25 protein-coding genes are annotated in these 24,406 nt (G+C 55.4%); 10 read left to right on the top strand and 15 right to left on the bottom strand.

Translation table 11 applies throughout. The features are described from left to right. Positions 1-109: 109 nt before the first annotated feature. Entirely contained in the window at positions 110-1,408 is a 1,299-nt protein-coding gene (locus QQL78_RS18390; RefSeq protein ID WP_284375892.1) for a DUF5623 domain-containing protein, read from the bottom strand. 386 nt (positions 1,409-1,794) lie between these two features. Between QQL78_RS18390 and QQL78_RS18385 the strand changes: the two genes are divergently transcribed. Further along, entirely contained in the window at positions 1,795-2,220 is a 426-nt protein-coding gene (locus QQL78_RS18385; RefSeq protein ID WP_284375890.1) for a hypothetical protein, read from the top strand. 91 nt (positions 2,221-2,311) lie between these two features. Here QQL78_RS18385 and QQL78_RS18380 read toward each other — a convergent pair whose 3' ends face one another. The 5 genes from QQL78_RS18380 to QQL78_RS18365 all read right to left on the bottom strand — a co-directional run bounded on the left by QQL78_RS18380 (position 2,312) and on the right by QQL78_RS18365 (position 7,152). After that, positions 2,312-2,842 (bottom strand): hypothetical protein, encoded by a 531-nt coding sequence (locus tag QQL78_RS18380; RefSeq protein ID WP_284375888.1) that lies wholly within the window; start codon positions 2,840-2,842, stop codon positions 2,312-2,314. A 9-nt stretch (positions 2,843-2,851) separates the two neighbouring features. After that, complete coding sequence (locus tag QQL78_RS18375; protein WP_284375886.1) at positions 2,852-3,340, bottom strand: helix-turn-helix domain-containing protein; 489 nt, start codon at positions 3,338-3,340, stop codon at positions 2,852-2,854. Positions 3,341-4,112: 772 nt separating this feature from the next. Then, positions 4,113-5,744, bottom strand: coding sequence for a DUF2326 domain-containing protein (locus QQL78_RS18370; RefSeq protein WP_284375884.1), 1,632 nt, complete (start codon positions 5,742-5,744; stop codon positions 4,113-4,115). Between the two features lie 176 nt (positions 5,745-5,920). After that, positions 5,921-6,106 carry an ABC-three component system middle component 8 gene (locus tag QQL78_RS21710; protein ID WP_431358337.1) on the bottom strand — a complete coding sequence of 62 codons (186 nt, stop codon included), beginning with the start codon at positions 6,104-6,106 and terminating at the stop codon, positions 5,921-5,923. A 56-nt stretch (positions 6,107-6,162) separates the two neighbouring features. Further along, positions 6,163-7,152, bottom strand: a complete 990-nt coding sequence (locus tag QQL78_RS18365; protein ID WP_284375882.1) for an ABC-three component system protein — start codon at positions 7,150-7,152, stop codon at positions 6,163-6,165. Between the two features lie 807 nt (positions 7,153-7,959). On the opposite strand from QQL78_RS18365, the gene QQL78_RS18360 reads away from it, so the two are divergent. From QQL78_RS18360 to QQL78_RS18335, 6 genes are all read left to right on the top strand, one after another. Further along, positions 7,960-8,889 (top strand): DUF2493 domain-containing protein, encoded by a 930-nt coding sequence (locus tag QQL78_RS18360; protein WP_284375881.1) that lies wholly within the window; start codon positions 7,960-7,962, stop codon positions 8,887-8,889. 142 nt (positions 8,890-9,031) lie between these two features. Further along, positions 9,032-10,144, top strand: a complete 1,113-nt coding sequence (locus QQL78_RS18355) for an SH3 domain-containing protein (RefSeq protein ID WP_284375879.1) — start codon at positions 9,032-9,034, stop codon at positions 10,142-10,144. A gap of 360 nt (positions 10,145-10,504) precedes the next feature. Then, the gene (locus QQL78_RS18350; RefSeq protein WP_284375877.1) at positions 10,505-10,711 is read left to right on the top strand and encodes a hypothetical protein; all 207 of its coding nucleotides are present in this window, start codon (positions 10,505-10,507) and stop codon (positions 10,709-10,711) included. A gap of 564 nt (positions 10,712-11,275) precedes the next feature. Then, positions 11,276-11,869 (top strand): transposase, encoded by a 594-nt coding sequence (locus QQL78_RS18345; protein ID WP_284375875.1) that lies wholly within the window; start codon positions 11,276-11,278, stop codon positions 11,867-11,869. Continuing rightward, the gene (locus QQL78_RS18340; RefSeq protein WP_284375873.1) at positions 11,856-13,718 is read left to right on the top strand and encodes a relaxase/mobilization nuclease domain-containing protein; all 1,863 of its coding nucleotides are present in this window, start codon (positions 11,856-11,858) and stop codon (positions 13,716-13,718) included. The genes QQL78_RS18345 and QQL78_RS18340 overlap by 14 nt, the downstream gene beginning before the upstream one ends. Positions 13,719-13,726: 8 nt before the next feature. Beyond that, entirely contained in the window at positions 13,727-15,703 is a 1,977-nt protein-coding gene (locus QQL78_RS18335; RefSeq protein WP_284375871.1) for a type IV secretory system conjugative DNA transfer family protein, read from the top strand. 123 nt (positions 15,704-15,826) lie between these two features. Here the strand turns inward: QQL78_RS18335 and QQL78_RS18330 are convergent, their stop codons facing one another. Genes QQL78_RS18330 through QQL78_RS18320 form a run of 3 tightly spaced genes read right to left on the bottom strand, consistent with a single transcriptional unit; the run spans position 15,827 to position 17,378 of the window. Beyond that, the gene (locus tag QQL78_RS18330; protein ID WP_284375870.1) at positions 15,827-16,465 is read right to left on the bottom strand and encodes a LysE family translocator; all 639 of its coding nucleotides are present in this window, start codon (positions 16,463-16,465) and stop codon (positions 15,827-15,829) included. 39 nt (positions 16,466-16,504) lie between these two features. Beyond that, a complete protein-coding gene (locus QQL78_RS18325; protein ID WP_284375868.1) occupies positions 16,505-17,119 on the bottom strand; it encodes a LysE family translocator in 615 nt (204 codons plus the stop codon). A gap of 1 nt (position 17,120) precedes the next feature. After that, positions 17,121-17,378 carry a hypothetical protein gene (locus QQL78_RS18320; protein WP_284375867.1) on the bottom strand — a complete coding sequence of 86 codons (258 nt, stop codon included), beginning with the start codon at positions 17,376-17,378 and terminating at the stop codon, positions 17,121-17,123. Between the two features lie 82 nt (positions 17,379-17,460). Between QQL78_RS18320 and QQL78_RS18315 the strand changes: the two genes are divergently transcribed. From QQL78_RS18315 to QQL78_RS18305, 3 genes are all read left to right on the top strand, one after another. Continuing rightward, positions 17,461-18,321 carry a DMT family transporter gene (locus QQL78_RS18315; protein WP_284375865.1) on the top strand — a complete coding sequence of 287 codons (861 nt, stop codon included), beginning with the start codon at positions 17,461-17,463 and terminating at the stop codon, positions 18,319-18,321. A 212-nt stretch (positions 18,322-18,533) separates the two neighbouring features. After that, entirely contained in the window at positions 18,534-18,896 is a 363-nt protein-coding gene (locus QQL78_RS18310; protein WP_284375863.1) for a MerR family transcriptional regulator, read from the top strand. After that, the gene (locus QQL78_RS18305; RefSeq protein WP_284375861.1) at positions 18,893-19,492 is read left to right on the top strand and encodes a short chain dehydrogenase; all 600 of its coding nucleotides are present in this window, start codon (positions 18,893-18,895) and stop codon (positions 19,490-19,492) included. Before QQL78_RS18310 ends, QQL78_RS18305 begins: the two co-directional genes overlap by 4 nt. A gap of 108 nt (positions 19,493-19,600) precedes the next feature. Here the strand turns inward: QQL78_RS18305 and QQL78_RS18300 are convergent, their stop codons facing one another. The 6 genes from QQL78_RS18300 to QQL78_RS18275 are packed head-to-tail and all read right to left on the bottom strand — an operon-like array spanning position 19,601 to position 24,383. After that, positions 19,601-20,680, bottom strand: coding sequence for a TrbL/VirB6 family protein (locus tag QQL78_RS18300; protein WP_284375859.1), 1,080 nt, complete (start codon positions 20,678-20,680; stop codon positions 19,601-19,603). Between the two features lie 6 nt (positions 20,681-20,686). Then, positions 20,687-21,091 (bottom strand): hypothetical protein, encoded by a 405-nt coding sequence (locus QQL78_RS18295; RefSeq protein ID WP_284375857.1) that lies wholly within the window; start codon positions 21,089-21,091, stop codon positions 20,687-20,689. After that, positions 21,088-21,258: a DUF4177 domain-containing protein gene (locus QQL78_RS18290; protein ID WP_284375856.1), complete on the bottom strand. Its 171-nt coding sequence runs from the start codon at positions 21,256-21,258 to the stop codon at positions 21,088-21,090. Before QQL78_RS18290 ends, QQL78_RS18295 begins: the two co-directional genes overlap by 4 nt. After that, entirely contained in the window at positions 21,245-22,243 is a 999-nt protein-coding gene (locus QQL78_RS18285) for an ATPase, T2SS/T4P/T4SS family (protein ID WP_284375854.1), read from the bottom strand. Before QQL78_RS18285 ends, QQL78_RS18290 begins: the two co-directional genes overlap by 14 nt. 2 nt (positions 22,244-22,245) lie before the next feature. Next, a complete protein-coding gene (locus tag QQL78_RS18280) occupies positions 22,246-23,634 on the bottom strand; it encodes a TraB/TrbI/VirB10 family type IV secretion system protein (RefSeq protein ID WP_284375852.1) in 1,389 nt (462 codons plus the stop codon). Further along, the gene (locus QQL78_RS18275) at positions 23,631-24,383 is read right to left on the bottom strand and encodes a TrbG/VirB9 family P-type conjugative transfer protein (protein WP_284375850.1); all 753 of its coding nucleotides are present in this window, start codon (positions 24,381-24,383) and stop codon (positions 23,631-23,633) included. Before QQL78_RS18275 ends, QQL78_RS18280 begins: the two co-directional genes overlap by 4 nt. Positions 24,384-24,406 lie beyond the last annotated feature (23 nt).

The following is a 24,406-nucleotide window of genomic DNA, read 5'->3' as shown; positions in this document are numbered from 1 at the left end:
CACATCCGGGATGCCGATCCAATTCATGCTGGATGCTGACCGGCCTTTGACAGGATCAGCTCCAGGAGACACAAGAGCATTCATGATGCCGGAACCATCAACTCGGCGGTCAAGTTGCGTCTTCAAGCCTCGAAATCGACATTGTAATCCTCCGAAGTTGTTTCCGGCGCGGCGCGCAATCCGGGTAGGCACGCGTCAATTTTCGCTCCAGATCACGCAGGGACGCGATCACGTCGCTTTTTGAACTCAAGCTCTTCAAAAGGGCTTCATCAGCATCCGTCCACCGATAGTAGACATCGAAGAATTCAGGGCCATCAAGTTCGCCACGGCGGATTTCAAGAGCCAGCCAGTCTTCCAATTCCGATCGCAGAGAGTTTAACCGCGAGTACACTGCATAGCGCGACAGATCACACCGCATCATGGCCTTGATGATCCGCCCTGCGTCGATATGATCTTGGATCCCAAGTTCGCCCGCAGGGCGGCGGTCGCGGCAACCTGGGTTGCTGGTGTAGGGAACGGTGTTTTTGCTTGGCGACGGATAGATCATGCCTTTGCATCTTGCGCGGCGCTTGTCCTGGCGCGTCTTTGCCATCGGGCTCAGGAAGGTTTCCCACGAGGACACGGACTCTCCAGGCCAGGCGTCACTGACAACCGGGGCAGGCATCGCGTTGATCTTTGCCATCAAGGCATCGAAATCGTAGCTGGATTTTCCATCGACGCCGACATAGAGGTCGCAGTCGTAAGGGTAGTACATGCCCGACCAATCGGACTTTTTAATTCGCCACCCTGTACGTGCAGACCATTCCGCGCGGGCCTGAAGGTCCGGTGCGTTGCCATAAGGCTCATCGACTAGAATGAACTGGCCGTGCTCATGGTCAATCCAGGACGTTGCATGATCGGTGTTTGGCAGCTTGTCTTCGTCCAGCACCTTTGGATACGTGCTCCGGTTCCGATAGGGCCGCAACCCCGTGTGTTCCATGAAGCGCAGAGAACGTTCTGCCGTGCAAAGCCTACCCCTTGCGTAGTCCTGGCTTGGCGCGATGTCGTCGCAAATGAAATGATCGCTGGCCACCATTCTGAGGTTTCCAAAACCGCGGACATATTTCAGGCCACTTTTATCGCAGAGGTCGAGGATGGGTTTGGAGAGTTCAATTCGCAGAGTTTCTCGGCCACATCGATGGCCGCGGTCCTTGTCACTCCAGTAGATTGTCAGAAGCACGTAGTTCGCGTCGTGCTTTACACCCCGCATTGGGAGTATCTTTTGGGCGTGGCGAAAGTTCTCGCAGTTGGCAGATTGCGCAGCCATGTCCAGCGCATCAGAATGTTTGATGCCCTTGCTCTTTTTCAGGTCTTTTGCAAGCCGTTTGACCCCAGTGAGGGTGGTGGGTCGGATATCTTCGATCAACATTGCTATCTCCGGGCCTGAGATAAAACGCCACTCGCCAGACGTCCCTCAAGCCGGAAAGTGAGCTGTTGAGGAAGAGATTTTGACGAGCAGTGCTGCCTGCAGCTTCGAAACGGCGAGTGCCATGCTCCTGCAAAGAGCATTTGTAGGATAGGATACCGTTCTCAGATCTGCAAGCTGCCGGTTGAGCAGAGGTTGGCAGTCCGGAATCAAGAGTTGGAGGAGGGTGGATAGGAACTTCAGAAAGCGTTCATGGCGGAGTTGCGAGAAGCCCATCTTGAAATGGCAAACTCCATGTCCGACCCCGGCGTCGCTAGAAGATGGGAGGACGCATTCCAAAGCGCCACGCTCCAAAGCGGCCCTGAGCAGACAGTCGCCATGACATCTCAATGCCGCGGTCGCAGCCAGCATTGCCGCCATTCGCTGCGAGTGCAAAGTATCAACCTAGTCGCATTTACGAACTGCGGACAGAATGGACGTTTGATCATGGCGCCCAATTGCCACTTGCTACACTCAATTTCGGCTCGGATATGGACCAGCACGGCTTATCTGAACGTTGGGCGTGCGAGCTTGCCTATCTGCATCTGTCAGTCATCCAGAATCGGGACGATGACGACTTGCGAAAGTGGCTGCAGAAATTGGCAAATAAACGACCTGAACGTATGACCTGTGTGTTTCTGATTGGTAAGACGATGCAGGGAAGCAACCGCCAAGACAATGGTGTCCCCCAGCTTCTTGATTTGTTTACGAACAGGCCCTATGTTTCCTTTGTCGCCTATGAGCGAGTGAGCCTGATTCGTCAGGCAATACGGTGACCATATCGCTTCGGCGGTTCTCTGTGAGACGCAAGATGGACTCGCGCACTTCTAGACTACGGACGTAGGCCCCATGTGGGCCTATTTTCGTTTAGGCCCTCTTGATCTTGGTTGCGGGACCTAATGGAAGAACCCGATCTTTTGCTCTTGCCATCACCATTCGAGGGAACTTAACCGGCGACGCCCAACTGGTCATGCCAGGCTTTGGGTAGGCAGAACTGACATTGATCACAACATCAACACCATCCTGATTTGACTTATATGATCGAAAAAACACAACATATGGAACGGAACCACCATCAGCAGCAGCGGTTCGGATGAAAAAGAAGCTTTCCTTTTGGGTGTGATACACCGTTTGGTTGCCCAAGGTTTGGAAATACTGCGGCAAGGCTGCCGAGAGAGCATGACGGTCCACGCAGAAGGCCCGAGTTTCCCCCGCAAAGGAATATCTCACATCTGCATGATGCGCGGCTGCGTCAAATTTTTCCGTAAAGCAATGACAGGAGAAATGGATTAGCGTCCGAAAGGTTTCCCCTTCGAACTCAACATCGATGGCCAGCGCATCGAGATGCGTCATGTCATAGGTGACACCGTCGAGAACTTTTGAAGGAAACTTTGGCATGGGCTTGGATTAATCTGTTGTCTTGGGGACAACACGCAGTTTCGGCTTGCCCTTTTTCGAAGCTTTTGCGTCCCGCGCGGCTTCGAGAGCTTTGCGCTCCTGGATTTTCTCGGCCGCAAATGGGGTCGCTTCTGTGATCAGCCCTGTGAATTCATAGAGGTTGGTCTTGCTGCCGACACCGGGCACGCGCCGCTCAATGCGTCGGATCAAACCGCCGGCTTCCATTCGCGCGATGCGACGCTGAATCGTTCTGGGTTCCCGACCAATGGCATCTGCAATGCGTTTTTTGCCCGGGTGAGGCAGATCACCGGCCTTCCACCAGTACGAGGCAAGATGGAGCAGGATATTGATATCGATAGCATCAAGACCAAGCGCTTGTTGACGCTCAAAGATAACGTTCGGGATCATGGTCCATCCCGCGTCTAGAAGCGGCTTTGTCCACTTCTTCTCGTTCTCACGCAAATGCTTGGTGTTTTGTTCGGTTTTCTGCTTCGCCATGTTGATCTCCAATTCGCCTGTTGATCTCGATATCGGGCATGCGCAGTTGGAAAGCAAATCGACCGGGGCGACATCAGTGTCTGGGGCCTAATTTGTATTGGATATTCGACACTTCGTCTACATGGATGGAGTGTGGTTGAATGGATACTGCTTTGCAGGACACTCATGTCCCGCCCGGGGTGACACTCGTGTCCGGGAGTGGAGAGGCGTTGATAACCTGCCGGGTAGGCGTTGCTGCCTCCGGGGTCAGCGTGCTTTTCTGCTATTTTTGAACGCTGTTGTCCAAATCGCATCGGTCCAACACCCATATCATACCCCCGAACAAAACCCTTAACCACCACAAACTCGCGTGTACGCGTCTGACGAAGACTGCGGAGTCACTTGACACTTAATTGTTTGACTGCGCTTCCAATGATTTCAGTGTGTTGCGCGAGCACTTAATTTGAGACTTTCGCTCCGAAACTCATTCGGTGCTGAACAGCCATGACCGACCCCGTTTCCGACAAGATTGACAAGGGATTAGAACGAGGCGTAGCGCCATATTGATGCAACTAACTTGAGACCGGTTACGTCCGAAATCTCAAATTAAGTGCCCAGCCAAGCAAGAACTGCCGCAATCTTACAATTAAGTGCCAAGTGACACAAAATGCTGCAGTTGCAGCCAGCTATGACGACGTTCGCTGCGACACAAACAGCGCGATGTTTAATCCACGTTTTGCGGTACGGTAAAACGTAGGGCCTCCTGTTCTCCAAAAGCTTCTCAGGACTGGAATCAAAACTCGGCCATCCGGAATAAGCGCCCTTTGTCCCCGCTGTCATCGAGTTGCAGGATAATCTCGTCCGTATCGAACTCGACCTTACTACCGTCTTCAAGCCGTGGAAGATCTGCATCAATTACTGAAAGAATGTACTGGATTTTCGATGGCGCGATAATTTCGTGAACGAGTTCTAGAAAGAGTGTTTTCTTCCGATCATCAAGGCCTTCGAGGATGCCATCATGATACACGAAATGATAAAATGGGGCGTCTTCGTAGGCTTTGAGCAAAGCAAGGTCGAACAGTGCGCAGACAATCTGCTTGTAGCTTTTGCCGTCGGCTTGGCGAGATGCTTTCGAAGATATCCGCTCCTTCAGCTCAATCTTGAACTCCGCGTTGCCGTAAGTGTTCTGGTTGAGAAAAAATAACCCATCATGATCAAGTACGCGTTTGCAGTAGGTGCGAAAGTTCTCCGCGATGCGATCCATCGGTGTTGTACTCTTAATGATCTGCTGTTTGATCTCGTCCTGAGCGACGCTTCGATCGCGCTTCAGTTCGCTGATTTGATCTTCGATCGCACTGATTTCCGTGAGACGGGCATACTGGCCTTCAAGATAAGTTAGCTCTGCCCGTTGTTCCGAGAGACCCCTTTGCAACGCCTTAAATTTTTCAAGCGTATCTGAGTCTTGCAATATAGACCGATATTGCTGGCGTTTTGCGTCTTCTGCTTCTTTTTCATCTCGCAATGAACTCTGCGCATCTAGCAATTGCTTCCGACGGTCGCGAAGTGATTGGTTGCGTTCGCGAGATAGCGCGCGGTTGAAGTCAACAAGCTGCTCATAGTTCCGCTTCAATTGGTTTGGGAAATGGACTCCAGTTTCTTCGAATATTTTCTCGATTTCTGAGAGCTTGAAGTCCAGCTTGCTGGAAAGTGCCTTTTCCACATTTCGAACATCGATTTCGATGTTGTAGAGTTCTCCGTTTATGTCACGTACGCGTGCCTCGATGTCGCCAACGAGTTCGGTCATCATCCGGCGCTCTTGATCTGAGAATTCGAAGCGATCAAGCTGTTCTTCCGTTTCTTTGAGTTGCGTCCGCAAACTCGCTATCTCCGCATTCATCCGCAAGAGATCGTGTTCTTCAACCTGAAGCTCTGCCTCACGCTTCTTTTTATTTTCTTCAGCCGTCTCGATTCTCTGATCGAGTTCGTATTTTCGCATGACAGGCTTCTCGTCAAAACCTAGCATCGTCATGACGAAGGGCTTCCAAAACTTGTGCTGACCAACTTGGAACTTCTGGAGCTGAAGAACGCTATTGTAGTCAGCTTGAGTGCGCAGAAAATACGTTTGTGCCTTGCGGAAATCGTAGGGTTCGATCACTCGAAGGTTCAAGATCCCGTCCAAGATCTCCCGAGCGGCCGACAACGACAGATCTTCATGATCCCAGGCTTCGGGAGGATTTTTGCAAAGGTCTAGTAGCACGTCTTCATGTCGAACGATCGCAATCTTGGTTGGTTCAGCGACCGATCTCCTGATCGTTACCATGGTTCCATCACCAACCGAGATTTCAAAGAACAACGTTAGCATTTCGAAGCGATGCGCGTGAGTCTCAAAGAAATGCGATGAGCCGGTTATGTCCTTGAGCAACATAAAATCGATTACGTGAATCAGAGTCGTTTTACCTAGGTTATGAGAGTCTCTGTTCTTGTTTTTCGGCTGTCTGACTGCGCCAAATACTACGTTCAAGAGATGAGATTGATCTCTCGAATTAAACTCGATGGGACCGAAAACGTCAGGCCGATTGCAGTATAGCCTACTCAGTTGCATCAGGCGGCCTCCGATCGGAACTCAACGGAGTCTGTTTTCGCATGGTATTCAATTTTACCGAGAAGGTAGAGGAAACTGAGCGCTGGCATGAAAACGGGGGCGCAATCCGATCCAAGTTTCTTTGTCAGCCTCTCCCTTAGGACTTCGATTTCGAGCGTGCGACGCCTTGATATTTCTCGAAGCATCAAGGACGAAGCTCGTAGAACAGAACCGTCTAAGTTCATATGTTTGTGGGGTGTGATCATTGGAGTGGCTCGCGCTCTCCGATATCGCAGTCGAAGTACATGTAGCACAGAAGGAAGGTAATGTATCTGCGTCGTCCGGCTAACTCTGGTTTAGTGGTTCTTACCTCATCATAAAGGTAGACCAACACCTCTTCAAATCTGTCAAACTGATCCCGAAATAGCACTATCTTCTGCCGCAGTTCGTCAGCGATATCATGATACATTCCCCGGTAGTTGGCGTTGCGCTCGTTCTCCAAAAAGCCCTTCATTTCCGGAAAGAGCGCCATGAACCCGTCAACAACCACCGTTTGGTAATATGAAGCCGACATGTTGTTGACCTTGTTTTTGACCTTCTTTTTATTCACCAATTCGAGGTCAGAGACGCTTTCAAACTTGCTGCCCGTATCCGTGATTACCTCGCCTAGCCCTGCAATCACTTCAACCATGTCAGTTGCATCAAACTCGAAAGGTCGCTGATATGCACGGGAGGGTAGTGATCGCGCGATCTCAGGATGTGAATGAAGGAACTGGTCGATGTCTTCAAGGCCGACGATGACCGCGTCTTCCATTCCTAAGGAGGAGATCGCCTTTAGAACCTTCTCATCGGCCCCGCCAGTTAGCTTCCTGTTCGTGAACACCATATAATGGGACAATAGCCCTTCATCCATCAAACGCTTTATCTTTGGGCGCTCGCCTTTGTCAGCGTCTTTGAAATTCGATTGAAAATCGCTGTCTGAACACGATGCATTCGGCGTTTTGGTATGCTTCGCCTGGATCACGATCTTACCGTCCCATGAACCTGACTCACTTGGATATCGATCTGCTTTGCCGTTAAATCGAGCATCGCGTCCGCCATCCTTGCCCTCTGCAAAACGACCAACGCCTTCTCCAAGCCAGTACTTACAAATCGTTGTGACTAGTTCTTCGAACTCTGTGTAGTTCAAATGGTAGAGAAAATAGTCTCTTGGTCTCATCAAAATCGGTGCCTGTAACTTCGCTCTAGCCATTATTGGCTTTTTCAGGCCAGTAGGGCCAGCCTCTGTCTCAACTGCCTTGACGATATCGTAGTTTCAGCTGCTTGCACAGGAAATCCGGGCACATCTGCCATCTATTCTCTGCCCGCCTCGATCGCACCAAGGTCGGCTGTCAAGTCAGCTCATGTTCTGGAGCTGCAGCGCAGCGAATGTCTGGGTTCCGCCCGGGGTGTCGGAGAAGAATATTCTAGCGGTTGCTAATTGATAGCCGATTTTGGGCGCTGGACCAAGGCGAGCGCTTTAGCTTTACGGCCTCCCCCGCTCGGCTTCGCGTGTCGCAGGAGAGATATCGACCGTTGGCCGATCGCGCATTCGGACATGCGTCCTCACCGCGGCGTTGTGCCCAGCAACCCGGTTTGCCCGTCTCACGAGCACGTCGTTCTCTGGCCGCTCCGCCGGATTGCGCTCCGGTCTGTTTTGCGAATTGCAAAACGATCCCGCCGCTTCATCCGTCTTCCGCGTCCGGTCGCGCCGTTTGCCTGCTCGTTTGGGCAAACCTACCGTCAAACACACATACATGAGAGCGGAAGCATATCCTCCGGATGGCCCCCAAATCAGCCCGCGTCAAGGATCGCAAAACTTTTCGGCGAGGGTTAGGGGGAGTTGGGGGCGCCGGGCAGGTGTTTGATGGCGCGCTTGTGGTGAGCGATGCGTTCGGAAAACTTTTGCGCCCAGCAAGCTGGCGGCTTTGCCGTCCCTGACCCAAACAGATTCGGTGAACCAGACATTCGGCCATGCCGCCACACTCACGTGGTGAGCCAAACATCTGGAGATAAGAACATGGCTTACGATCAAGCGAACACATACGAGACCATCGAACTATTCGGCCTGACGGAGAAGGACGCAGACCTGCCGATCCCTGAGGATCACATCCTAATAGACAGCATCATCCGCGAAACCTTTGAGACCCTGCTCGGTCAGCTTCGCAGCACCGGTCTTGAAGCCGAGATCGAACCACTCGCCCACGGGCTGGCGACAATCCTGCAGCGCCGCAAAGTTGCTCTTGGCAAAGAAGTTGATCGCACGGCCGACAAGATCGGGGCTCTGGCAAAATCCCATGACGGATCGGAGATCGCTGAGACCGCCTTGGAAGAGGCGCAAGCGCGTTTCCTGCAGCTCCGCGAGATCGTCGGCGCCATCGAGGTGATGTCCGAGGCAGCGGCAGAATGCTACGAGGTCGAGACGGGCAATGGCTATATCCCGGCATCGGGATCACGGGCCAGCGTTCGAGCGCAAGAGACAGGAGCTGTCTTTGAAGCAAAGCAACTCCTAGAACAGCATGATCGCGAGACAGCCGCCAAGTCGAAAGTCGAAGGGGTTCCCCTGATCGTCTCAGGCGCAACCGACTGGGCCGATATCGACGTTATCTTCAATACACTCGACAAGGTTCGGGATCGCATCAAGCAAAACCGCAATCAGGATATTTTCATCTGCCACAAGGGCGCCAAGCATGGGGCCGAGATGATCGCGGCAAGATGGGCACGAGCCCGTGGGGTTGCACAGGCGCGATTCGATCCGCGCTGGTCCGCGCACGGACGTGCCGCTCCGTTCAAGTGTAACGATGAGATGCTGGACGACAAGTTCGCCGCGACCGGGGTTGTTCTCTTCGGCGGCAACGGGGTCGCGCTGAACCTCGGGCAGAAAGCCGAGGCGAAGGGTCTGACAGTCATGCGGGTCGCGGACCCTGCTAAGACGACTGCAGATCAATAAATCAGAGAGGGTCGCCTTCGGGCGGCCCTTTCTTCGTTTACACGTGGCGGGATTCCCAAACCGGAGGCTTCGCCATCAATTCCAATTGTAAGTATCTCGATGTAGTCTCGGTCTTTTGTGCCGTTGCCGCAAATGACATTTGTTGCGCCGTATACCAAATTCACAGGTTCTTCATTCGATGCCCTTCTCCCCGGAACGTACCAAAGAGATTCAATCGCGCATTGATGCGCGTTTGCAGTCCGGGCAGGCGAACGAATGGGAAATGTCGTTTCTTACGAACATGGCTGAACGGTTTGAGCGGTACGGGACCAGGACACGCCTGAGCAAGGCCCAATATGCCAGCCTGCACAAAACCCTGAAATTGGAGAGGGAGAAGCCGGCTCAAACCCCGTCAACAGACAACAACCGCAATTCGACTCCGGTGCCAAAGCGCGGCTCCAAATCTTATCAGGCGCGATCCCGCCCTATGACCGTGACCCGTGCGATCACCGCACCCCGGCGTGCCGTGCGCAAGGCGCAACGGCAAATCATGGTTCCGCTGATTATCGCTGTCGCTTTCTTCGCAGTCGTTGGAGCAGTGTTTGATTCAACATCTTCACGGTCCACGTCTGACAGCCCGTCAACAGAATCCCCACGACAAGCGACCAATATTGCCTACGCCTATGTGACAGGCGCGCGCGTGAACCAGCGAGCCGGACCCTCCACATCGAATGCCGTGATGGGCGTCTTGCTAAAGGGGACGCGCGTCGAACAACTTCGCGATGACGGGCAGTGGGTTCAAATACGATCAAACCTCGGGACCGGCTGGATGTCATCCCGCTATCTGTCTTCCTTAGCCCCATCCACGGTCAGATCTGTCCCGCAAGATCAGGGCCTTCGTGCCAGCGATGTTCGGATCATTGATGGCGACACGGTCGACATCCGCGGCATGACGGCGAATATGCGCCTCGTCGGGTTTAACGCGCCTGAGACATGGAAGCCGTCCTGCACCGCAGAGCGCCGGGTCGGAGAACGCGCCACGGCACGTCTTCGTCAGTTGGTGCAAAATGCGACGGCGATAGAATTTGAGAGGGTGGCGTGCTCCTGTCGGCCAGGGACGGAGGGCACAGATCAATGCAACTTCGGGCGGTTCTGCGGTTCGCTATTTGTAGACGGTCAAGATGTGGGACATATCCTGATCGGCGAGGGATTAGCCGTGCCTTACCGATGTGGCCGCACCAGTTGTCCTCCACGTCCCCAAGCCTGGTGCCGGTAACAAGGACGCCATCCTGACACTGGCGAGCGATCTTCGTTTGAGGCTGAACACTGATCCGCCATTTGTTGAGCGCGACGGATCATTTTGCAGATGCGTAGGAGCTGGGCGAACCAGGCCTTCGCCAAGCGGGATCTACGGGATCGGCAACGACTTCAATGTGGCGGTGCAAATTTGGGTCTCTCTTTTTTGCTTATTGATGTGGATCGCACGGGGTCGGCCCGATCGTTCCCTCCGCTGACGCTCCGGCAAGCACAAATACGGTTTCCACGCGCGCGCGCGCGGACCCTCCGCATTTGCGCTTGCGACCGGTCCTTGTGCCCCCGTGCTGGGAGATCCTCATCGCAAAAAGGAGAGACCCAAATGACCAACCACTACGTCGCAACCGTTCCCGTCAAGTTCACTGACAACGAAGGCCAGGAGCGCACCCGCTTCCAACGCGTCGGAGCCATGTTCCGCAATACCCGCAACGGAGACGGCACCGAGTTCTTCAGCCTCAAGCTCGACTTCCCGGTCGCAGTCCAGGAGCTGGTGATGTTCCCACCAAGCGCGAAGGAACCACAGGAGTAAATCCTCTGATGAGGATGGGCCGCCGTGAGGCGGCCCTTTCCCTGTCCCAGGGAACGCTTCGCGAAGAACTGCTGCCCTAACGAATTGACCGGGCTACAGGCCGAAGGCCAGGACCGCAAACGGCCCTGAAGATGTATCGGAAGAAGGACCGCGACAGACCTGCCAGCCAGCCTCAAGGGGGTCATCCCCAAAAACGGTCAGGCGGTGCCTGTCAGTTTTTGGGGCAGAGATTTGGCGGGCCAAATCTGACCACCCTTGACCCTGTCTGTCAGTCCTGTCGGTGAGGGTGAGCGCCGCCCCTCGCTTCCGTCCGAACACATGCGTGTTCGGTCTGAATCTCAGGTGCGGGCATGAAGAAGGGGAAGGGTGGGTGCTGGTGGAGGGGGCTCTTTTTTTTGGGGCCCTTCGGGCCGGGCCTCGCACCTTTGGTACTCGGCCTGAAACGGAATTCAAGGTCGCGTCAGATGAATGAACATAAATATAGCATTGACCATTTGCTATAGTTTCGTATGTTGAATGCGACCTTGAATGAAGTTGGCAGGAAATAGGGGGGCTTTCTTCCGCATGTCCCAGGCGAAAAGACTGACTGATGCCGAGAAGATGGAGATTGTCCGCGAGGCCGGGGAAGGTGTCTCGACGGCGATGCTGGCGGAACGGTTTGGCGTGACTGCGCGCGCGGTGCGCTATACGCTGAAAGCTGATCGCGAACGTCAGAAGGATACCGGCGTCGCGTCGGCTGCGGTGACGGTGAAGCTAACCCCTGAGGAGCTTGAAGCGCTGGATGCGGTTCTGGCCTCGGCCGGTGTTGAAAACCGCACGGAGGGGCTGAGACGGCTCATCCAGGCGGCAGGTGGAACCTTTGTTCCGGATGCCCAATTGGCCGGTGAGATGGCACGCTACCGGGCCTCTTTGCACGAGGTCGGCAATGGTGTCGCGCAGATTGCCAAACAGATGATGCAAGCTAATCGTGGAGGGCAGGGTAATGAGAGTGGCGCGGTCGTTGAGTTCTCCGAATTGCGCCTTGCACAGATGCGTGGTTTGGCGCGGTTTATTCTTGATTCCGCTGATGAGATTGATCTGCTTTTGCGCCGACGGCGGGATGCGATGCAGCTCACTGCAACCGCCGCTCTGAGGGAGTTTGCCCATGCGGCTGAATGATGCGGTCCATGATGTTACCGGGGAAGTCTTTAGGGATGGCTGGAGCCGTGTGCGCGGTTCGATGCAGGGCTTGCAGGCCGGGCGGCAGAAGCAGCTCGTGCGGGCTGCTGCAGGGCATCGGGCTGCTGTCTTCAAGGCGATCCGGAGTGGCGGCACGCATACGAAATCACAACTCGCAAACCAGCTCGATTATCTGACCACGAAGTCGACCCATATTGTCGATAGCAGCGGGTTCCTGGACGGGAAGTCGAAGCTCGAGGCGAAGGAAGTCAAAGACCTAACCGAGCGATTTTCCAAGCGCTGGAGCGCCGGGTTCAAGCCCAAGCTCGGACAGACCACCCATATGCTCATGTCCTATCCGATCGGCACAAAGGGCGAGGATGTGCGCGACATTACCGCCAATGTCGCGCAGCGGTTCTTTCAGTCAGACGAGGGGCATTTCGACTTCATCATTGCCGTCCATGAGGATCGTGATCACCCCCACGCACATATAGTATTGAACCGTCGCTCTCAGGAGGGTGAGTTCTTCTTCTTGGCCCGGGATCATCGGTTCAACTACGACGACTTCCGCCTCGCCATGGTCGAGGAGGCCGAGAAGTTTGGGGTGCGTCTGGAGGCCACGCGACGGCTGGATCGAGGCGTTATACATTACCCAGCCAGAACGCGTGAGGTCTATGCCGCGAAGGAAGAGGGCAGGGTGCCGGAGCCGCGGGCTCGCGTTGGGGCTGACCTTACCCGCGCGCTCGAAGAGATCGCAAACACGCGAACCATCTATCACTCGCTCGCTGCAGAGGCCTCTGCGGACAACCGCGAGGACATCGCCAATGCGCTCTTCCGGTCCGGAGAGCTTCTGGCGAAGGGCGGTAAGCTTACTTCTGAAGGAGGCGTCTATATGGCGGAAGACCAATCATTCGAGGATCTGAGAACCCGCTACGCCGACCAGGTCGAGCGCATTCAAGGGATGATCGCCGAAAAACCCGAGACTGAGCGGCCACGGCTTGAGAAGAGCCTTAATGAGATCCAATCGCGGCTGGCACATATGCAACCTTTGGGGCTGCGCTCCGTGACGCTGACAGAAAAGCCCTCCGATGGTGGAGTCTATTCCGAGGTCAATATCGACCGGGATCAGCTTGAAAGGCTACAGGACCCGGAGGTTCGGGCGCAGGTGGATACCGCGCTGCGCGGAACCGGGATCAGTTCGTCTGTTGTCGTCGCAAGGATGGAGAGCGGGGCGCAGAATGCAGCCCTCGAGCGTCAGTGGATCGCAGACGATCTTGCGCGGGTGGCGGAGAAGGACGGTCTCAATCTGGTGCGACGGGCAGATCTGGAGACCGCACGCGAGACCCTTAACCGGGCTCACGTACAGCTCGGGATCGCGCTCGAGCGTCACCAGGTGCTGCGCCAGGACGGGGTGATTGATGAGGCGCGGGACGCTGTTCTGAGCGAGCGAAACGACCATTTGGTCGAAGAGCGAGACGCCAAACCCGCTGAAACCGGGCCAACTGCCGATGCCGATCTGCGGAGGGTTATCGACCACGAGCGGGCCGGAAATCTGCATTCACCATTCCCAGATGAGGGTCAGCGTCTCAACTATCGGGAAGCGGTTGAGCGAGAGTTGGAAGAAACTCAAATCGAGCGCCTTCGGGGCGGGGATGTGGATGTCCTGAAAGACCAGATCGAGGATCGTCTTGACCGGCTCTATGCGGCGAAACACTACCTGCAATCCGACGGCGCGACGGCCAACAGCGAGGCAACGCGTGCCGTGGTCGAGGAGATCGCCGATCGGGAATACGAGCTCAACCGTGCCGATCTGGTCGATGGGGAAAGTGAACGTGGGGAAACCCACTGATGGGGTCCATGGGAAAAGGGCGTCTCGCTCTCGGGGTGGTGCTGGTCACGCTCGTGGCCATCGCGATTGGCTATGTCATTGCTTCTGCCGTGCTGACCTTCCGGGATCTGGGCTTCCAGGCGGAGATCGACTTCTTCTACATCGCACAGAACTACCGGGCTATCGGCGCGGTTCGTCCCGATGATTTCCGACTGATCAATCTGATCATGGGCGCGGCTGGGATGGTGGGTCTCATGATGAGCCTTGCCATGTCCGGCTCTGCCCTAACGCGCTTCGGTTACACCCATTGGCAGACACGCCGGGAGATGAAGCGCAATGGGTTCTTCGGAAAGCCCGGCACGGGCTTTGTGATCGGCAAGCTGGGCAAACCAAAATCACGCTCGCCGTTTCTCTGCTCCAAGACCTTTCCCCACGCGCTGATCGTCGCCCCGACAGGGCGCGGTAAGACCACCGGCTTTGTCATTCCGAACCTGCTGACCTGGCAAGGATCTGCCGTTACGCTCGATGTGAAAGGGGAATGTTATGAGGCGACGGCCCGGCATCGGGCGGCGCAGGGCGATAAGGTGTTCCGCTTCGCTCCAACGGATTGGGAAAGCAAGCGTACCCATCGCTACAATCCACTTCTGCGCATCTTTGAGCTTGAAGACCCGGCACGCCAACAGATGGAGTTGCAGCTCTTGGCGACGCTGTTTCTGCAGAATGACAATGACCGGGTTCAGGGTCTCCTGAAGGGTGGGATTGATCTCTTTGTCGCGGCGGGGCTCTTAGCGTTTCAACGCCGCAGGCCCACCTTGGGAGAAATCTATCGCATCTCGGCGTCTGGGGGGAACAAGCAGAAGGAATATCTCGCGCGCTCCCACGAAGTCGATAATGCGGCCGCCAAGCTGATATTCACGCGGCTCGCCTCCACCAACAACGACACGCTGACGTCCTATGTATCGCTTCTAATGACCTCGGGCCTCGATCAATGGCAGAACCCGGCGATCGATGAGGCGACCATGGTGTCTGACTTTGACTTCCGGACAATCCGCAAGAAGCCCTTCAGCGTCTATCTGGTCGTCCAGCCCCTCATGGTGAAGCCACTGGCACCGCTGATCCGGCTGTTTTTCTCCGACTTGCTATCCGCGTTGCAGGACAAGGACCCCGGCCCGGACGAGCCCTGGCCAGTGATGATCATGCTCGACGAGTTCAATCGCCTCGGTAAAATGCCGATCGTTGCCGAGAGTATCGAGGTTCTGCGCCATTATCGCGGGCATCTTGCAGTCGTTACCCAGACCATTCCTGCCATCGACGAAATCTACGGAGAGAACACGCGCCGGGCGCTGCAAGGGAACGCGGGGATCAAGCTCTACCTGACGCCTTCAGACGAGAAGACCGTCGAGGAACTCAGCAAGGCTGTTGGCAAGACAACCAAGACGGTCGTCACGAAATCCCGTTCCATCGGCAAGAACCCATTTGAAGGGCGGAGCCAGTCAGAGCGGACAGAGGAAACCTCGCTCCTGCCTGAGGACGAAGCGCGCCGTCTGCCGCTCGACGAGATCGTCGTTGTCGTGGACGCGCAGATGCCGGTCCGGGCCAAGCGCGTGGTCTATTACGAGGATCCGTTCTTCAAAGGCATTCACGGGGCGCAGGAGGGGGAGTTGCCGTTTCCGACCGAACCACCTGCGCCGATGGGTGAATTGCCTTTGAGCGTACGGGCAATGCCGACGGCACCGAGGGGGTCAGGGCTGTCGGAACGGGATTTTGAGGCGCGGATGGGAATTGCGGATGCTAGTATAAATTCCCTAGCGAGCCCAAGTTCCACAGCTGAAGGCAGGCCTGCCCGAGCCGCTGTCCTCGCAGAGGATCAGCGGCAGTTCGAGATGGATTTCTCACGACAAACCGATCTTGCTGTCGAGCGCCCATCAGCAGAGGACGCGACAGAGGTGAAGCTTGCTCTCGGAGATCTAGATCGTTTGGAAGGGGAGATAACCGAAGTGCCGTAGTTTGAAGAGGAATCGGTGGAGAGGCTTGTTTCGAGCTAAGCGGTCGTTCGCACCACACGCAGCTAATGTCGGCTTGGAGCCCTCTTTGCCGGATTCTGCACTCTGCGCGAATGTCCGTTTTCTTCATTTATCCAACGCAAGCCTGACACCTAATCCGACCAAGACGCTCCCGCCAATTTTGTGGACTATGTGATTTGTCGAACCGGAAGATTTGAAATATGCGGCTACTTTGTCCGCGAGAATGACACACAAGGCATCTGCGCTAGAAAACATGAAATTGACAATCGTCCCAAGGATCAGAAGTTGGAGCCAGATTGCGAATGATGCGCTTGGGTCAGCGAATTGAGGCAGGAAAGCGAGGTAAAATATTGCAGTTTTGGGGTTGAGCACTTCAACAGAAACACTTTCCCAAAACGCCCGCTTTGCGCTCTTCTTGGCTTTTGCATCTGTATCACCATCTTTGTCCTGTATCGCCTGCTTGGACCTAAACATCGTCACCCCAAGCCAGATAAGATATGCCGCCCCTGCCAGTTTCAGAGCCAGATACATTGCTGGGACGGCCTCAAACAGGAATGCAAGTCCGACTGCCGCCGCGAAAACATGAACGTACCCGCCGATATGAATGCCCAAAGCAGCAAACCAACCAGCACGCCGACCTCTTGCGATGGTCTGGGCGGCTGCATAAAGGGTCGACGGGCCCGGCATGTATGCAAAGATGCTTGTTGCAACAAGAAAAGCTATCAAGAGTTCAAGTGATGGCATGTTTATTCTTCCAAGTTGTAGCTATTCTGGGAATGACCATTATTTGGCGGCGATCCAAACAGCGGCCCCTCCGAGTGCAGTGCCTGTGATGCGGTTGAAGGTTCTAATTGACTGAGCACTGGTCAGAGCGCTCCGCGCCTTTTCCGCTGCATAGACGTAAACCGCGAACACCGTGCCTAAGACGATAATCACAGCCAATGCGAGTGAGATCACCATCGACGCGTTCAAGCTTTCTGGTGTTACGATGCTCGGCAGCAATGCCAAGTAGAACAACATAGCCTTTGGATTGCCCATTGTGATCGAAAATCCGGATAATATTCGCACCAATGCGCCTCGCTCCTTTGATCCCGTTGAGACTTGAGCAGCATCTGCTGGGGTCGTCCATAACTTCACTGCCAAGTAGACCAGATAAGCCACACCAGCCCATTTGATGGTTGTAAACACGGCGGGAATTTGCTGCGCGATGAGGGCTAGCCCACTGAGTGACATAGAGAGCCAAACCAAATCACCACAGATGATACCGACGCAAAACCAAATTGATCTGCGTGCCCCGTTCGCAAGTACAGTTGCGACGAGAGCGGCGAGACCAGGGCCAGGAGAAAAAGCAGCAATGCTGAGCGCGCCGACAAATACGACAAAGTCCCAGTCAAACATTTTACGCCTCCTCTGACAGCAAATGGCTGTCCTCTGCTGTAAGGTCCAATCCGTAGGCCGCTTTCATCTGTGAAACGAAATCGAGCGTGTCCGCCCCAAAAGGCGGCTTGCCTTCAAAGCTATGCAGAACAATTCCTTCGATGAGATCACCGAGGCCCATCTCGCTCCGCGCGGCGATGGCCTTGAGTACTTTGAGAACGCGTTTTTCGATTCGTACTCCAGTTTGAACGCGTACGATTTTTTTCGTGGCATCGGTCATTTGGCGGCTCCAATTCCTGAGCTTTACATAGCGGTGGTACTTTGGTAGCAAGTTACCTTGCTGGGAACAAGGGTTGGTTTTCATGTCTGACAATACCAAAGGAATCCTGTGGGCACTGTTTGCCGCCGCACTCTTCTCAGTCGTAATCGCGATGGCAAAAGTGGCTGTAGTCCAATATCACGTTCTGCAAATTCTCTTTTTCCGGCAAATCGTCGTCTTTCTGTCTTCGCTGCCTGAGATCACAAAATCATTTCCGGAAAGCCTTAAGACACAACGACCGGGCATACACGCGGCGCGTTTGATCGGTGCGTTTACGGCGCTGTCGTGCGGCATCTGGGCCGTTGCCGTTCTTCCGCTCACCACAGCAACAACGCTTGCCTTTGCGCAGGTGTTCTTTGTCGCAGTATTGGCGTTGGTGATCCTAAAGGAACCCGTTGGGCCACACAGGATCGGAGCAGTGGTAGTTGGATTCATCGGTGTGATTGTAGTGATGCGGCCCGGGGTTGACGGTCTAATCGACATTAACGCTTTGATCCCACTGCTTGGTGCTGCGGGTGCGGCGGTCGCCGTTACGGCAGTGCGAAAACTATCGCAAACTGAGACCACAGCGACACTGTTGGTTTACCAATCTGTATTTGTTGGAGCATTGGCGGGCATCCCGTTGATATGGCTATGGGTCACGCCAGACATCTTCGGGTGGTTCTTCCTTGTTGCCATGGGTGTTCTTGCGACACTGGGTCAATGGGTAGGTGTTCACGCCCTGCGAATGGGCGAAGCAAGTGTGGTTGGCAATATGGAATATAGTAAACTGATTTACGCGACTGTCTTGGGATACCTCCTCTTCAGTGAACTTCCCGACGGCTACACGATCCTGGGTGCCTGCATTATCATCGGGTCTTCGATCTATATCTTCTGGCGCGAGCAAGTGAAACGGTCAGCCTAAAACGGCAACCGGACATTGGTGCGAGCGCAGCGAAAGTTCACAAAGTCCGCACAGCCAACCTCGGCGAACTTGCGGCGAAGGTCTCCATAAAGCCCATTTTACCTAATGCTGCGCTGTGAAAGAATGGCGGTTTTCACGATCAAGTCTGATGAAGACGCTTGACCTAAAGTAGCTTCAGGTCGCTATGAGGCTTAGTGAAAGGGTGCCTCCGCATGAAGATTTCAGAAGTAGCTGAGCTGACTGGGCTCAGCGTTTCAACGATACGCTATTATGAGAAATCCGGACTCTGTCCGTTCATCCAACGCGGCACAGACGGAAAGCGTAGGTTTTCAAAGACGGATGCCGACTGGCTGGAGCTGCTGGCATCGCTGCGCGCAACCAGGATGCCCATGTCGGAGATGCGCATCTTCGCCGATCTGTATGCATCAGGCGATGCAACAATCCCAAAGCGCAAGGCGGCGTTATTGGCACATCGGCAAAGCCTTGAGGCTCGACAAGCTGAGTTGGAACGCTGCCGAACAATCCTCGACCAAAAACTGCAAAAGTATGATGAGATAACAAAGGATCGGATATGAGGATAATTGTCATAGGTGCGTCTGGCGATATTGGGCGAGCTGCCCGCAAAGAACTTGAACAAAGGCATGAAATCGTCACCGTGGGCCGCTCCGCCGGAGACTTTCAGGTCGATGTGGGCGACCTGAATGCCGTGAAGTCACTCTATGACAAGGTCGGCACAATTGATGCTGTCGTATCTTGCGCAGGCGATGCAACCTTCGCGCCCTTGTCGGAGATGGATCAAGAGAAGTTCATGGTCGGTCTGCGGCAAAAGGTGATGGGGCAGGTGAACCTCGTCCTCGCCGGGCGGAATGTCATTTCGGATGGCGGTTCCTTTACACTGACAAGCGGCGTCCTTGATCGCGATCCAATTCGCATGGGGTCAAATGCTGCGACCGCCAACGGGGCGTTAGCTGGCTTCGTCAAAGGTGCGGCAATAGAGATGCCGCGCGGTTTGAGAGTGAATGTCGTCAGTCCTGGAATGCTGGACATTTCCGCACCGCGCTATGGCAAGTGGTTTCACGGTCACAAACCTGTGCCATCACATGACGTTGGCCTCGCATATGCAAAATGTGTTGAGGGCGCTCTGACGGGGCAGGTAGTGATTGTGGAATAAACGGCCAGCCGACGAACTAGACCTTCGGGCAGCCGCAGCGAAAGAGCGCTTCGTCCTGCCCCTTTCCCATTCGCGTTTGTCACAACAAAGGACGGCTTCGCTTTTGCATTAGCGTCTTCCCAATCGACTAAGCCGCGCAAGCTGCGCCAACATTTGAGAACCGGTGCCTGCAGATGTGTTCGCAGGAAAAGGCGACACGCCTCCCCCAGAATTCGGCCGAGATGGTAACGACTGAACCCCAATGAACTGCCGCGCCCTAAGCGCAGCGTATTCTGCCCCAGTTGCACCGCCGATGGCATAGCGGTTGTAAACCTGTTGACTGCCTGCGAGCCCGCGCGCGAAGGCATAGCTTCCACCAAATCCAGCAGACAAGGCGGGCATCATGATGTTTCCGGAAATCGAGCGAACAATGAAGGGCGTTGCAAATAAGAAGCCCTTGGCCATGAGAACCATCATAAAGAACGGGATCAGCGCCCCAATGTTCGATGCACCTTCAGGATCTCCAAGTTCAGCCAGTAATGCGCGTGACACCCCGGTGATTGTCGCGAACACGCCAGCAACGACAATCGGGTACATCGCAAACGAGACGAGCGCCGATAGCCAACGCGCAAAGTAGTCCTTGGTCACCTCAAAAAGCGTGAGGAATATCATGACCGGCGCGATCCCGATCAGGAGCGCGATCATGAGCCGGGAAGCGACCACAATGAAGGCCGCTAGTCCGCCAAGAATAGACAGCATCAAAACACCAAGCGTATCCAAGAGAGCGCCTGCCATCCAATTCAATTCAGAACCGGCTGCGTTGAGGTAGTCCCCGAAGGACGCGATCAGATCATCAAATTCTTCTGCGAAGGTTCCGGAAGGTCCGGGTGATCCACCTCCAACCGAGGCGACGAGTGATCCCGCAATGCTATCAATGCCGCTGAGAATAGCCGTTGAGAAGGTGTTGAATTGCACCCAGTTCGTCGCAAAAATCCCTATGAGGCCGACTTTTACCGCCAGCCAGAAGGCGGTGCGCCCATCCATGGCACGGTATTGGGTGATCATGTTGATACAGACAAGGATGACGACGAGGGTCGTTCCGAGCATCAGCATCGTACCCACAGTTGCGGCCACCGCCCCGAATTGCGTTTCGGCCGCCGTATCGAGATAACCTTGGGCCGTTTCGACAAAATAGGTGACGACGCTCATCTCTGGCTACCAGTTTCCGGCGGCTTCGCAGATCGGCATCGCTTGTAGCCGAAGCTCGTTCGCCAAGCGTCGAAACTCTGATGTCGCCTCAACCATGTCCCAGTATTCGGACGCGGCATAGGCCTCTAAATAGACCGCCTCTGCGGCATCCCATGACGGGTAGCGGGTGCGGCATTCACAGCTTTGGGCGGCGACGATGCGTTGCATGCTTTGTGCCCGATAAATCTGTTGTACCAACAGCCGCTTGTAGGACTCGCGGACCGCGATGTTCTGCATCCAATCGGGCTCGGCTGGTTGGTCCAGACAAACATCGGGCTGATTGTTAAGCGTCGGGATTAGGTTGCGTTCTGCCGAGGCAGAGGCTGGCAATACGACAAGCGCCGCGCAAATAAGTGAGGTGAGGTGTTTCACGATGCGGTCTCGCGCTTCAAAAACACCGTGTAGCCGTAGTCACCTGCCTCTGCCGAAACCACGTCCCATCCCTTTGCGCCATGCTCGTTCAGGATGCGGCGTATCTCTGCGTAGTCTTTTTGCTTCTTCACCTCAAAGAACAGGATGTCATACTCAAATTGCTTCATCTGTATTGCCTCCGTTGAATGCGGTTCCGGGGAGATAGAATTCGGTGATGCCGCGGGCACCATCTTCGCGGCCGGCCTGGATGATCACGTCGATCGAGCTTTCGATGTATTGGACCATGTCCTGGTAGGTCATCGGAATCTCGGTCTTGAGCGCGGCAATGGCGAGCCGCTGGACCGCCAACTGAGGCGTCTCGGCATGGAGCGTCGTCATGGATCCGCCATGGCCTGTGTTGATGGCCTCAAGAAAGGTCATGGCCTCTTTGCCGCGTACCTCACCGAGGATAATCCGGTCGGGCCGCATGCGCAGGGTCGCGGTCAGGAGTACATCGGCGGTTTGGAACTCGGCGTCGCGATTGGCAACTAGGGTGACCGAATTGGGCTGCGTAGGGAGCAGTTCTGCCGCTTCTTCGATGGTGACGATGCGCTCGTCATCGGCCACGTAGGAGAGGATTTTGCGCGCGGCGACAGTCTTGCCGGTGGAGGTGCCACCAGAGACGATCATGTTGAGCTTGTTTTCAACACAGAATTGGATTGCATCAGAGATATCCCCGGCGGCGACCACGTCGCGCAAGACCCGGTTCTTTTCCTGGCGCAACTCTTCGAGTTTGCGCTCTTTGCCATAGAGGAAACCGAGCTCGATCTTTTCCAGTGGCAAGCTGGAGAAGAATCGCAGGCTGATCGACATGCCATCGAGGACGGCTGGCGGCGTGATGACCTGTGCACGGATAGGACGACCCATATAGGTAATCGAGACGGACACGATGGGTTTGTCTTTGCTCAATGTGGTGTTTGCGCTGGAGGCGACCTGATTGCCCAGATCGCGAACTTCCGTGACAGACAGGCGCTGATCCAGCCTCCGCATGAAATGATCGCCCTGGAATTCACCCCAGCAAGAGCCGTCAGGATTAATGCAAATCTCGATCACATCGTCGCGGGCGGCATCCGCGAGCTTGTCGAGCGAGGTCTGAAGATAGGAAAGCGCCATCCTTAGAAGATCTCCAGATCACGGTCGACCATGACAGTCACCCGTGCGCCCTGATCGATATAGATGACCGGGCCGATGGAAAGGTATTCGCCGATCACAGAGTCGGTGGCGTCGGCGAGATCATCACCTATGTCTTCGAGAATCTCTGCTGCGGTTTCGTCTTCGACCTGTGCGGCGGCGGCACTTGGAGCGGCTGAAATCAAGGAGATCAGCGCGGCGGACCCAAAGCGCTCGTCAAAGCGGGTATCGACAAATCCGGTAACACCGGAGCGACCTAGCTCGTCGCCTCCGAAGGAACTGATCTGAACGGTCTGGTTGTCGGGTAGGATGATCCGGTCCCAGGCAATAGTGACCCGGCGCTGCGCGATCTCGATGCCGGAGCGATACCGCCCGATCAGCCGTGAGCCACGTGGGATAAGAAGCCGCGAGCCATCATAGCTGAACACATCTTCGGAAATGATGGCGCGGGTTTGGCCCGGCAGGGAGCTGTCGAGCGCGGTCTCCATCACCGCTTGGATCATTGTGCCTTGGACGACGGTGTTCGACGGATTGGCGATGACTTCGGCCTGGGTGACGGTACTTGGATGCGCGCCGTTCAGCACAAAATCCGTCACCTCACCAAAGCTGCGATTGGAGAGCTCGGTTTCGCCCGCATTGGCGCCGCCTGTGCCTCCAAACGCAATTGTTGGAGATGCGATCCGGCGTTCCTGAAACGCGCGTTCTTCCGCTGCGCGGCGCTGGAGTTCCGCCAATCTGCGTGCCTCTTCTTCACGGGCGAGCCGTTCTGCCTCCCGCGCGCGCAGGTCTTCCTCGGAAGGGCCGAGCGGTGCGGGAGTTGGTGTGTTGGCCTCCAATTGGGCCAGTTCCAAATCCATGCGCAACTGCTGGAGTTCGCGGTCGCGGGCTACAAGTTCATCCCGAAACTGTTCCTGAGCATTCTCCGAGGCCGCCTGCAAGGCCGCGATCTGCGCGGTGAGCGCATCGATGGCCTCAGCGGCGGCTGTATCTTCTTCCACGACGGTTTCCGGCGCGTTCTTCAACTCCTCGATCTGGGCCTGCAGGGCTTCCAACTGTGCAAGCAGTTCCGCATTGGGCTCGGACGGCTCAGGGGTCACGAGGACGATTTCCGGTTCTGGGGCAGGGGGTGGTACAAAAGGTTCGATCTCGCCAAACCCGTCGCCTTCGCTTTGGAATTCATCCGGCGTGGCCGTTGGCAGGGCGATTTCTTCTTCGGGTTGCGAGAACATGTAAAGCAATGCGCCACCACCCAGGATGAGCCCCGCAGTTGCCAATGCAAGGAAAGGTGAGCGGCGTTTTGCGCCTGGTCCAAGTTTGGGGCTGCCTTGTTCGAGGGCGGCGAGACGCTTTTCGAGATCGGGATCGTCGCTCATGACGCGGCTCCCGGTTGCGGTGTCACAGAAATGCAGACCACCTCTTCGCCAAGGCGCAACACCCATTGCCCGTTCACACCGGAGACCCGGATCACACCATCTTCGACAGCGCCGGTGTTCACCGTGCGCTCATGTCCATTTGTGTAGCGGAAGATGGCCGGGATCGGCGCGTTTCTGGGGAAGGCAAAATAGGTGAAAGTCCCATCATCCCAGACCCGCGTCGGGGTGAATTCGCTCCGTCCGCTGGCCCCGTAATTGTAGTTTGGAGCGGCGCGCGCGATGGCATTGGCCGGACGCCGATTGTCCTCTGGGTATCGGAATTGAACCACATAAAAAGTCGGGCTCGAGACCTCGTTGACGTTGAAGTAGTAACTCCGCCGGTTGGTATAGACCGTGACGTTGGTATGCACACCGCGCGCAACTGGTTTAATCGCAAAGGCGCGCCCGCCCGGCACGCCGTCGATCTCAAAGCCTTCGGTGTCGCCAGCGATGATCGAACGAATGCTCTCACCTTCGCCGAACTCGATTGTGGTGACATGTGTCAGCGAGACGTTCAGGCGGTAGACTTGGCTTTCCTGGTAGATGGCGATCCGCACCCGGCGATCATTGGGGCCGCTGCGCGGAATGGATTCTGCGGTGGCAAGGGTAGGGAGAAGTGCGAAGCAGAAGGCGGCAACGAGAAACGCCTGTGCGTTTCTGGAATTTATTGTGTTGCCAATACCCTGCCGCGCTTCGCGCTCTCGGGACATTGGCAACAAGCTTTTTGAGAATG

This window comes from Sulfitobacter pacificus (assembly GCF_030159975.1).
GTDB lineage: Bacteria > Pseudomonadota > Alphaproteobacteria > Rhodobacterales > Rhodobacteraceae > Sulfitobacter > Sulfitobacter pacificus.
The sequence above is the reverse complement of the archived record's forward strand: the minus strand, read 5'-3'. Positions and strand labels throughout refer to the sequence as shown.

Excerpts from the sequence above, each read along its gene's own strand:
- QQL78_RS18390 (WP_284375892.1), bottom strand. The coding sequence starts at position 1,408 with ATGTTGATCGAAGATATCCGACCCACCACCCTCACTGGGGTCAAACGG.
- QQL78_RS18385 (WP_284375890.1), top strand. The coding sequence starts at position 1,795 with ATGCCGCGGTCGCAGCCAGCATTGCCGCCATTCGCTGCGAGTGCAAAG.
- QQL78_RS18380 (WP_284375888.1), bottom strand. The coding sequence starts at position 2,842 with ATGCCAAAGTTTCCTTCAAAAGTTCTCGACGGTGTCACCTATGACATG.
- QQL78_RS18375 (WP_284375886.1), bottom strand. The coding sequence starts at position 3,340 with ATGGCGAAGCAGAAAACCGAACAAAACACCAAGCATTTGCGTGAGAAC.
- QQL78_RS18370 (WP_284375884.1), bottom strand. The coding sequence starts at position 5,744 with ATGTTGCTCAAGGACATAACCGGCTCATCGCATTTCTTTGAGACTCAC.
- QQL78_RS21710 (WP_431358337.1), bottom strand. The coding sequence starts at position 6,106 with ATGCTTCGAGAAATATCAAGGCGTCGCACGCTCGAAATCGAAGTCCTA.
- QQL78_RS18365 (WP_284375882.1), bottom strand. The coding sequence starts at position 7,152 with ATGGCTAGAGCGAAGTTACAGGCACCGATTTTGATGAGACCAAGAGAC.
- QQL78_RS18360 (WP_284375881.1), top strand. The coding sequence starts at position 7,960 with ATGGCTTACGATCAAGCGAACACATACGAGACCATCGAACTATTCGGC.
- QQL78_RS18350 (WP_284375877.1), top strand. The coding sequence starts at position 10,505 with ATGACCAACCACTACGTCGCAACCGTTCCCGTCAAGTTCACTGACAAC.
- QQL78_RS18345 (WP_284375875.1), top strand. The coding sequence starts at position 11,276 with ATGTCCCAGGCGAAAAGACTGACTGATGCCGAGAAGATGGAGATTGTC.
- QQL78_RS18340 (WP_284375873.1), top strand. The coding sequence starts at position 11,856 with ATGCGGCTGAATGATGCGGTCCATGATGTTACCGGGGAAGTCTTTAGG.
- QQL78_RS18335 (WP_284375871.1), top strand. The coding sequence starts at position 13,727 with ATGGGAAAAGGGCGTCTCGCTCTCGGGGTGGTGCTGGTCACGCTCGTG.
- QQL78_RS18330 (WP_284375870.1), bottom strand. The coding sequence starts at position 16,465 with ATGCCATCACTTGAACTCTTGATAGCTTTTCTTGTTGCAACAAGCATC.
- QQL78_RS18325 (WP_284375868.1), bottom strand. The coding sequence starts at position 17,119 with ATGTTTGACTGGGACTTTGTCGTATTTGTCGGCGCGCTCAGCATTGCT.
- QQL78_RS18320 (WP_284375867.1), bottom strand. The coding sequence starts at position 17,378 with ATGACCGATGCCACGAAAAAAATCGTACGCGTTCAAACTGGAGTACGA.
- QQL78_RS18315 (WP_284375865.1), top strand. The coding sequence starts at position 17,461 with ATGTCTGACAATACCAAAGGAATCCTGTGGGCACTGTTTGCCGCCGCA.
- QQL78_RS18310 (WP_284375863.1), top strand. The coding sequence starts at position 18,534 with ATGAAGATTTCAGAAGTAGCTGAGCTGACTGGGCTCAGCGTTTCAACG.
- QQL78_RS18305 (WP_284375861.1), top strand. The coding sequence starts at position 18,893 with ATGAGGATAATTGTCATAGGTGCGTCTGGCGATATTGGGCGAGCTGCC.
- QQL78_RS18300 (WP_284375859.1), bottom strand. The coding sequence starts at position 20,680 with ATGAGCGTCGTCACCTATTTTGTCGAAACGGCCCAAGGTTATCTCGAT.
- QQL78_RS18290 (WP_284375856.1), bottom strand. The coding sequence starts at position 21,258 with ATGAAGCAATTTGAGTATGACATCCTGTTCTTTGAGGTGAAGAAGCAA.
- QQL78_RS18285 (WP_284375854.1), bottom strand. The coding sequence starts at position 22,243 with ATGGCGCTTTCCTATCTTCAGACCTCGCTCGACAAGCTCGCGGATGCC.
- QQL78_RS18280 (WP_284375852.1), bottom strand. The coding sequence starts at position 23,634 with ATGAGCGACGATCCCGATCTCGAAAAGCGTCTCGCCGCCCTCGAACAA.
- QQL78_RS18275 (WP_284375850.1), bottom strand. The coding sequence starts at position 24,383 with ATGTCCCGAGAGCGCGAAGCGCGGCAGGGTATTGGCAACACAATAAAT.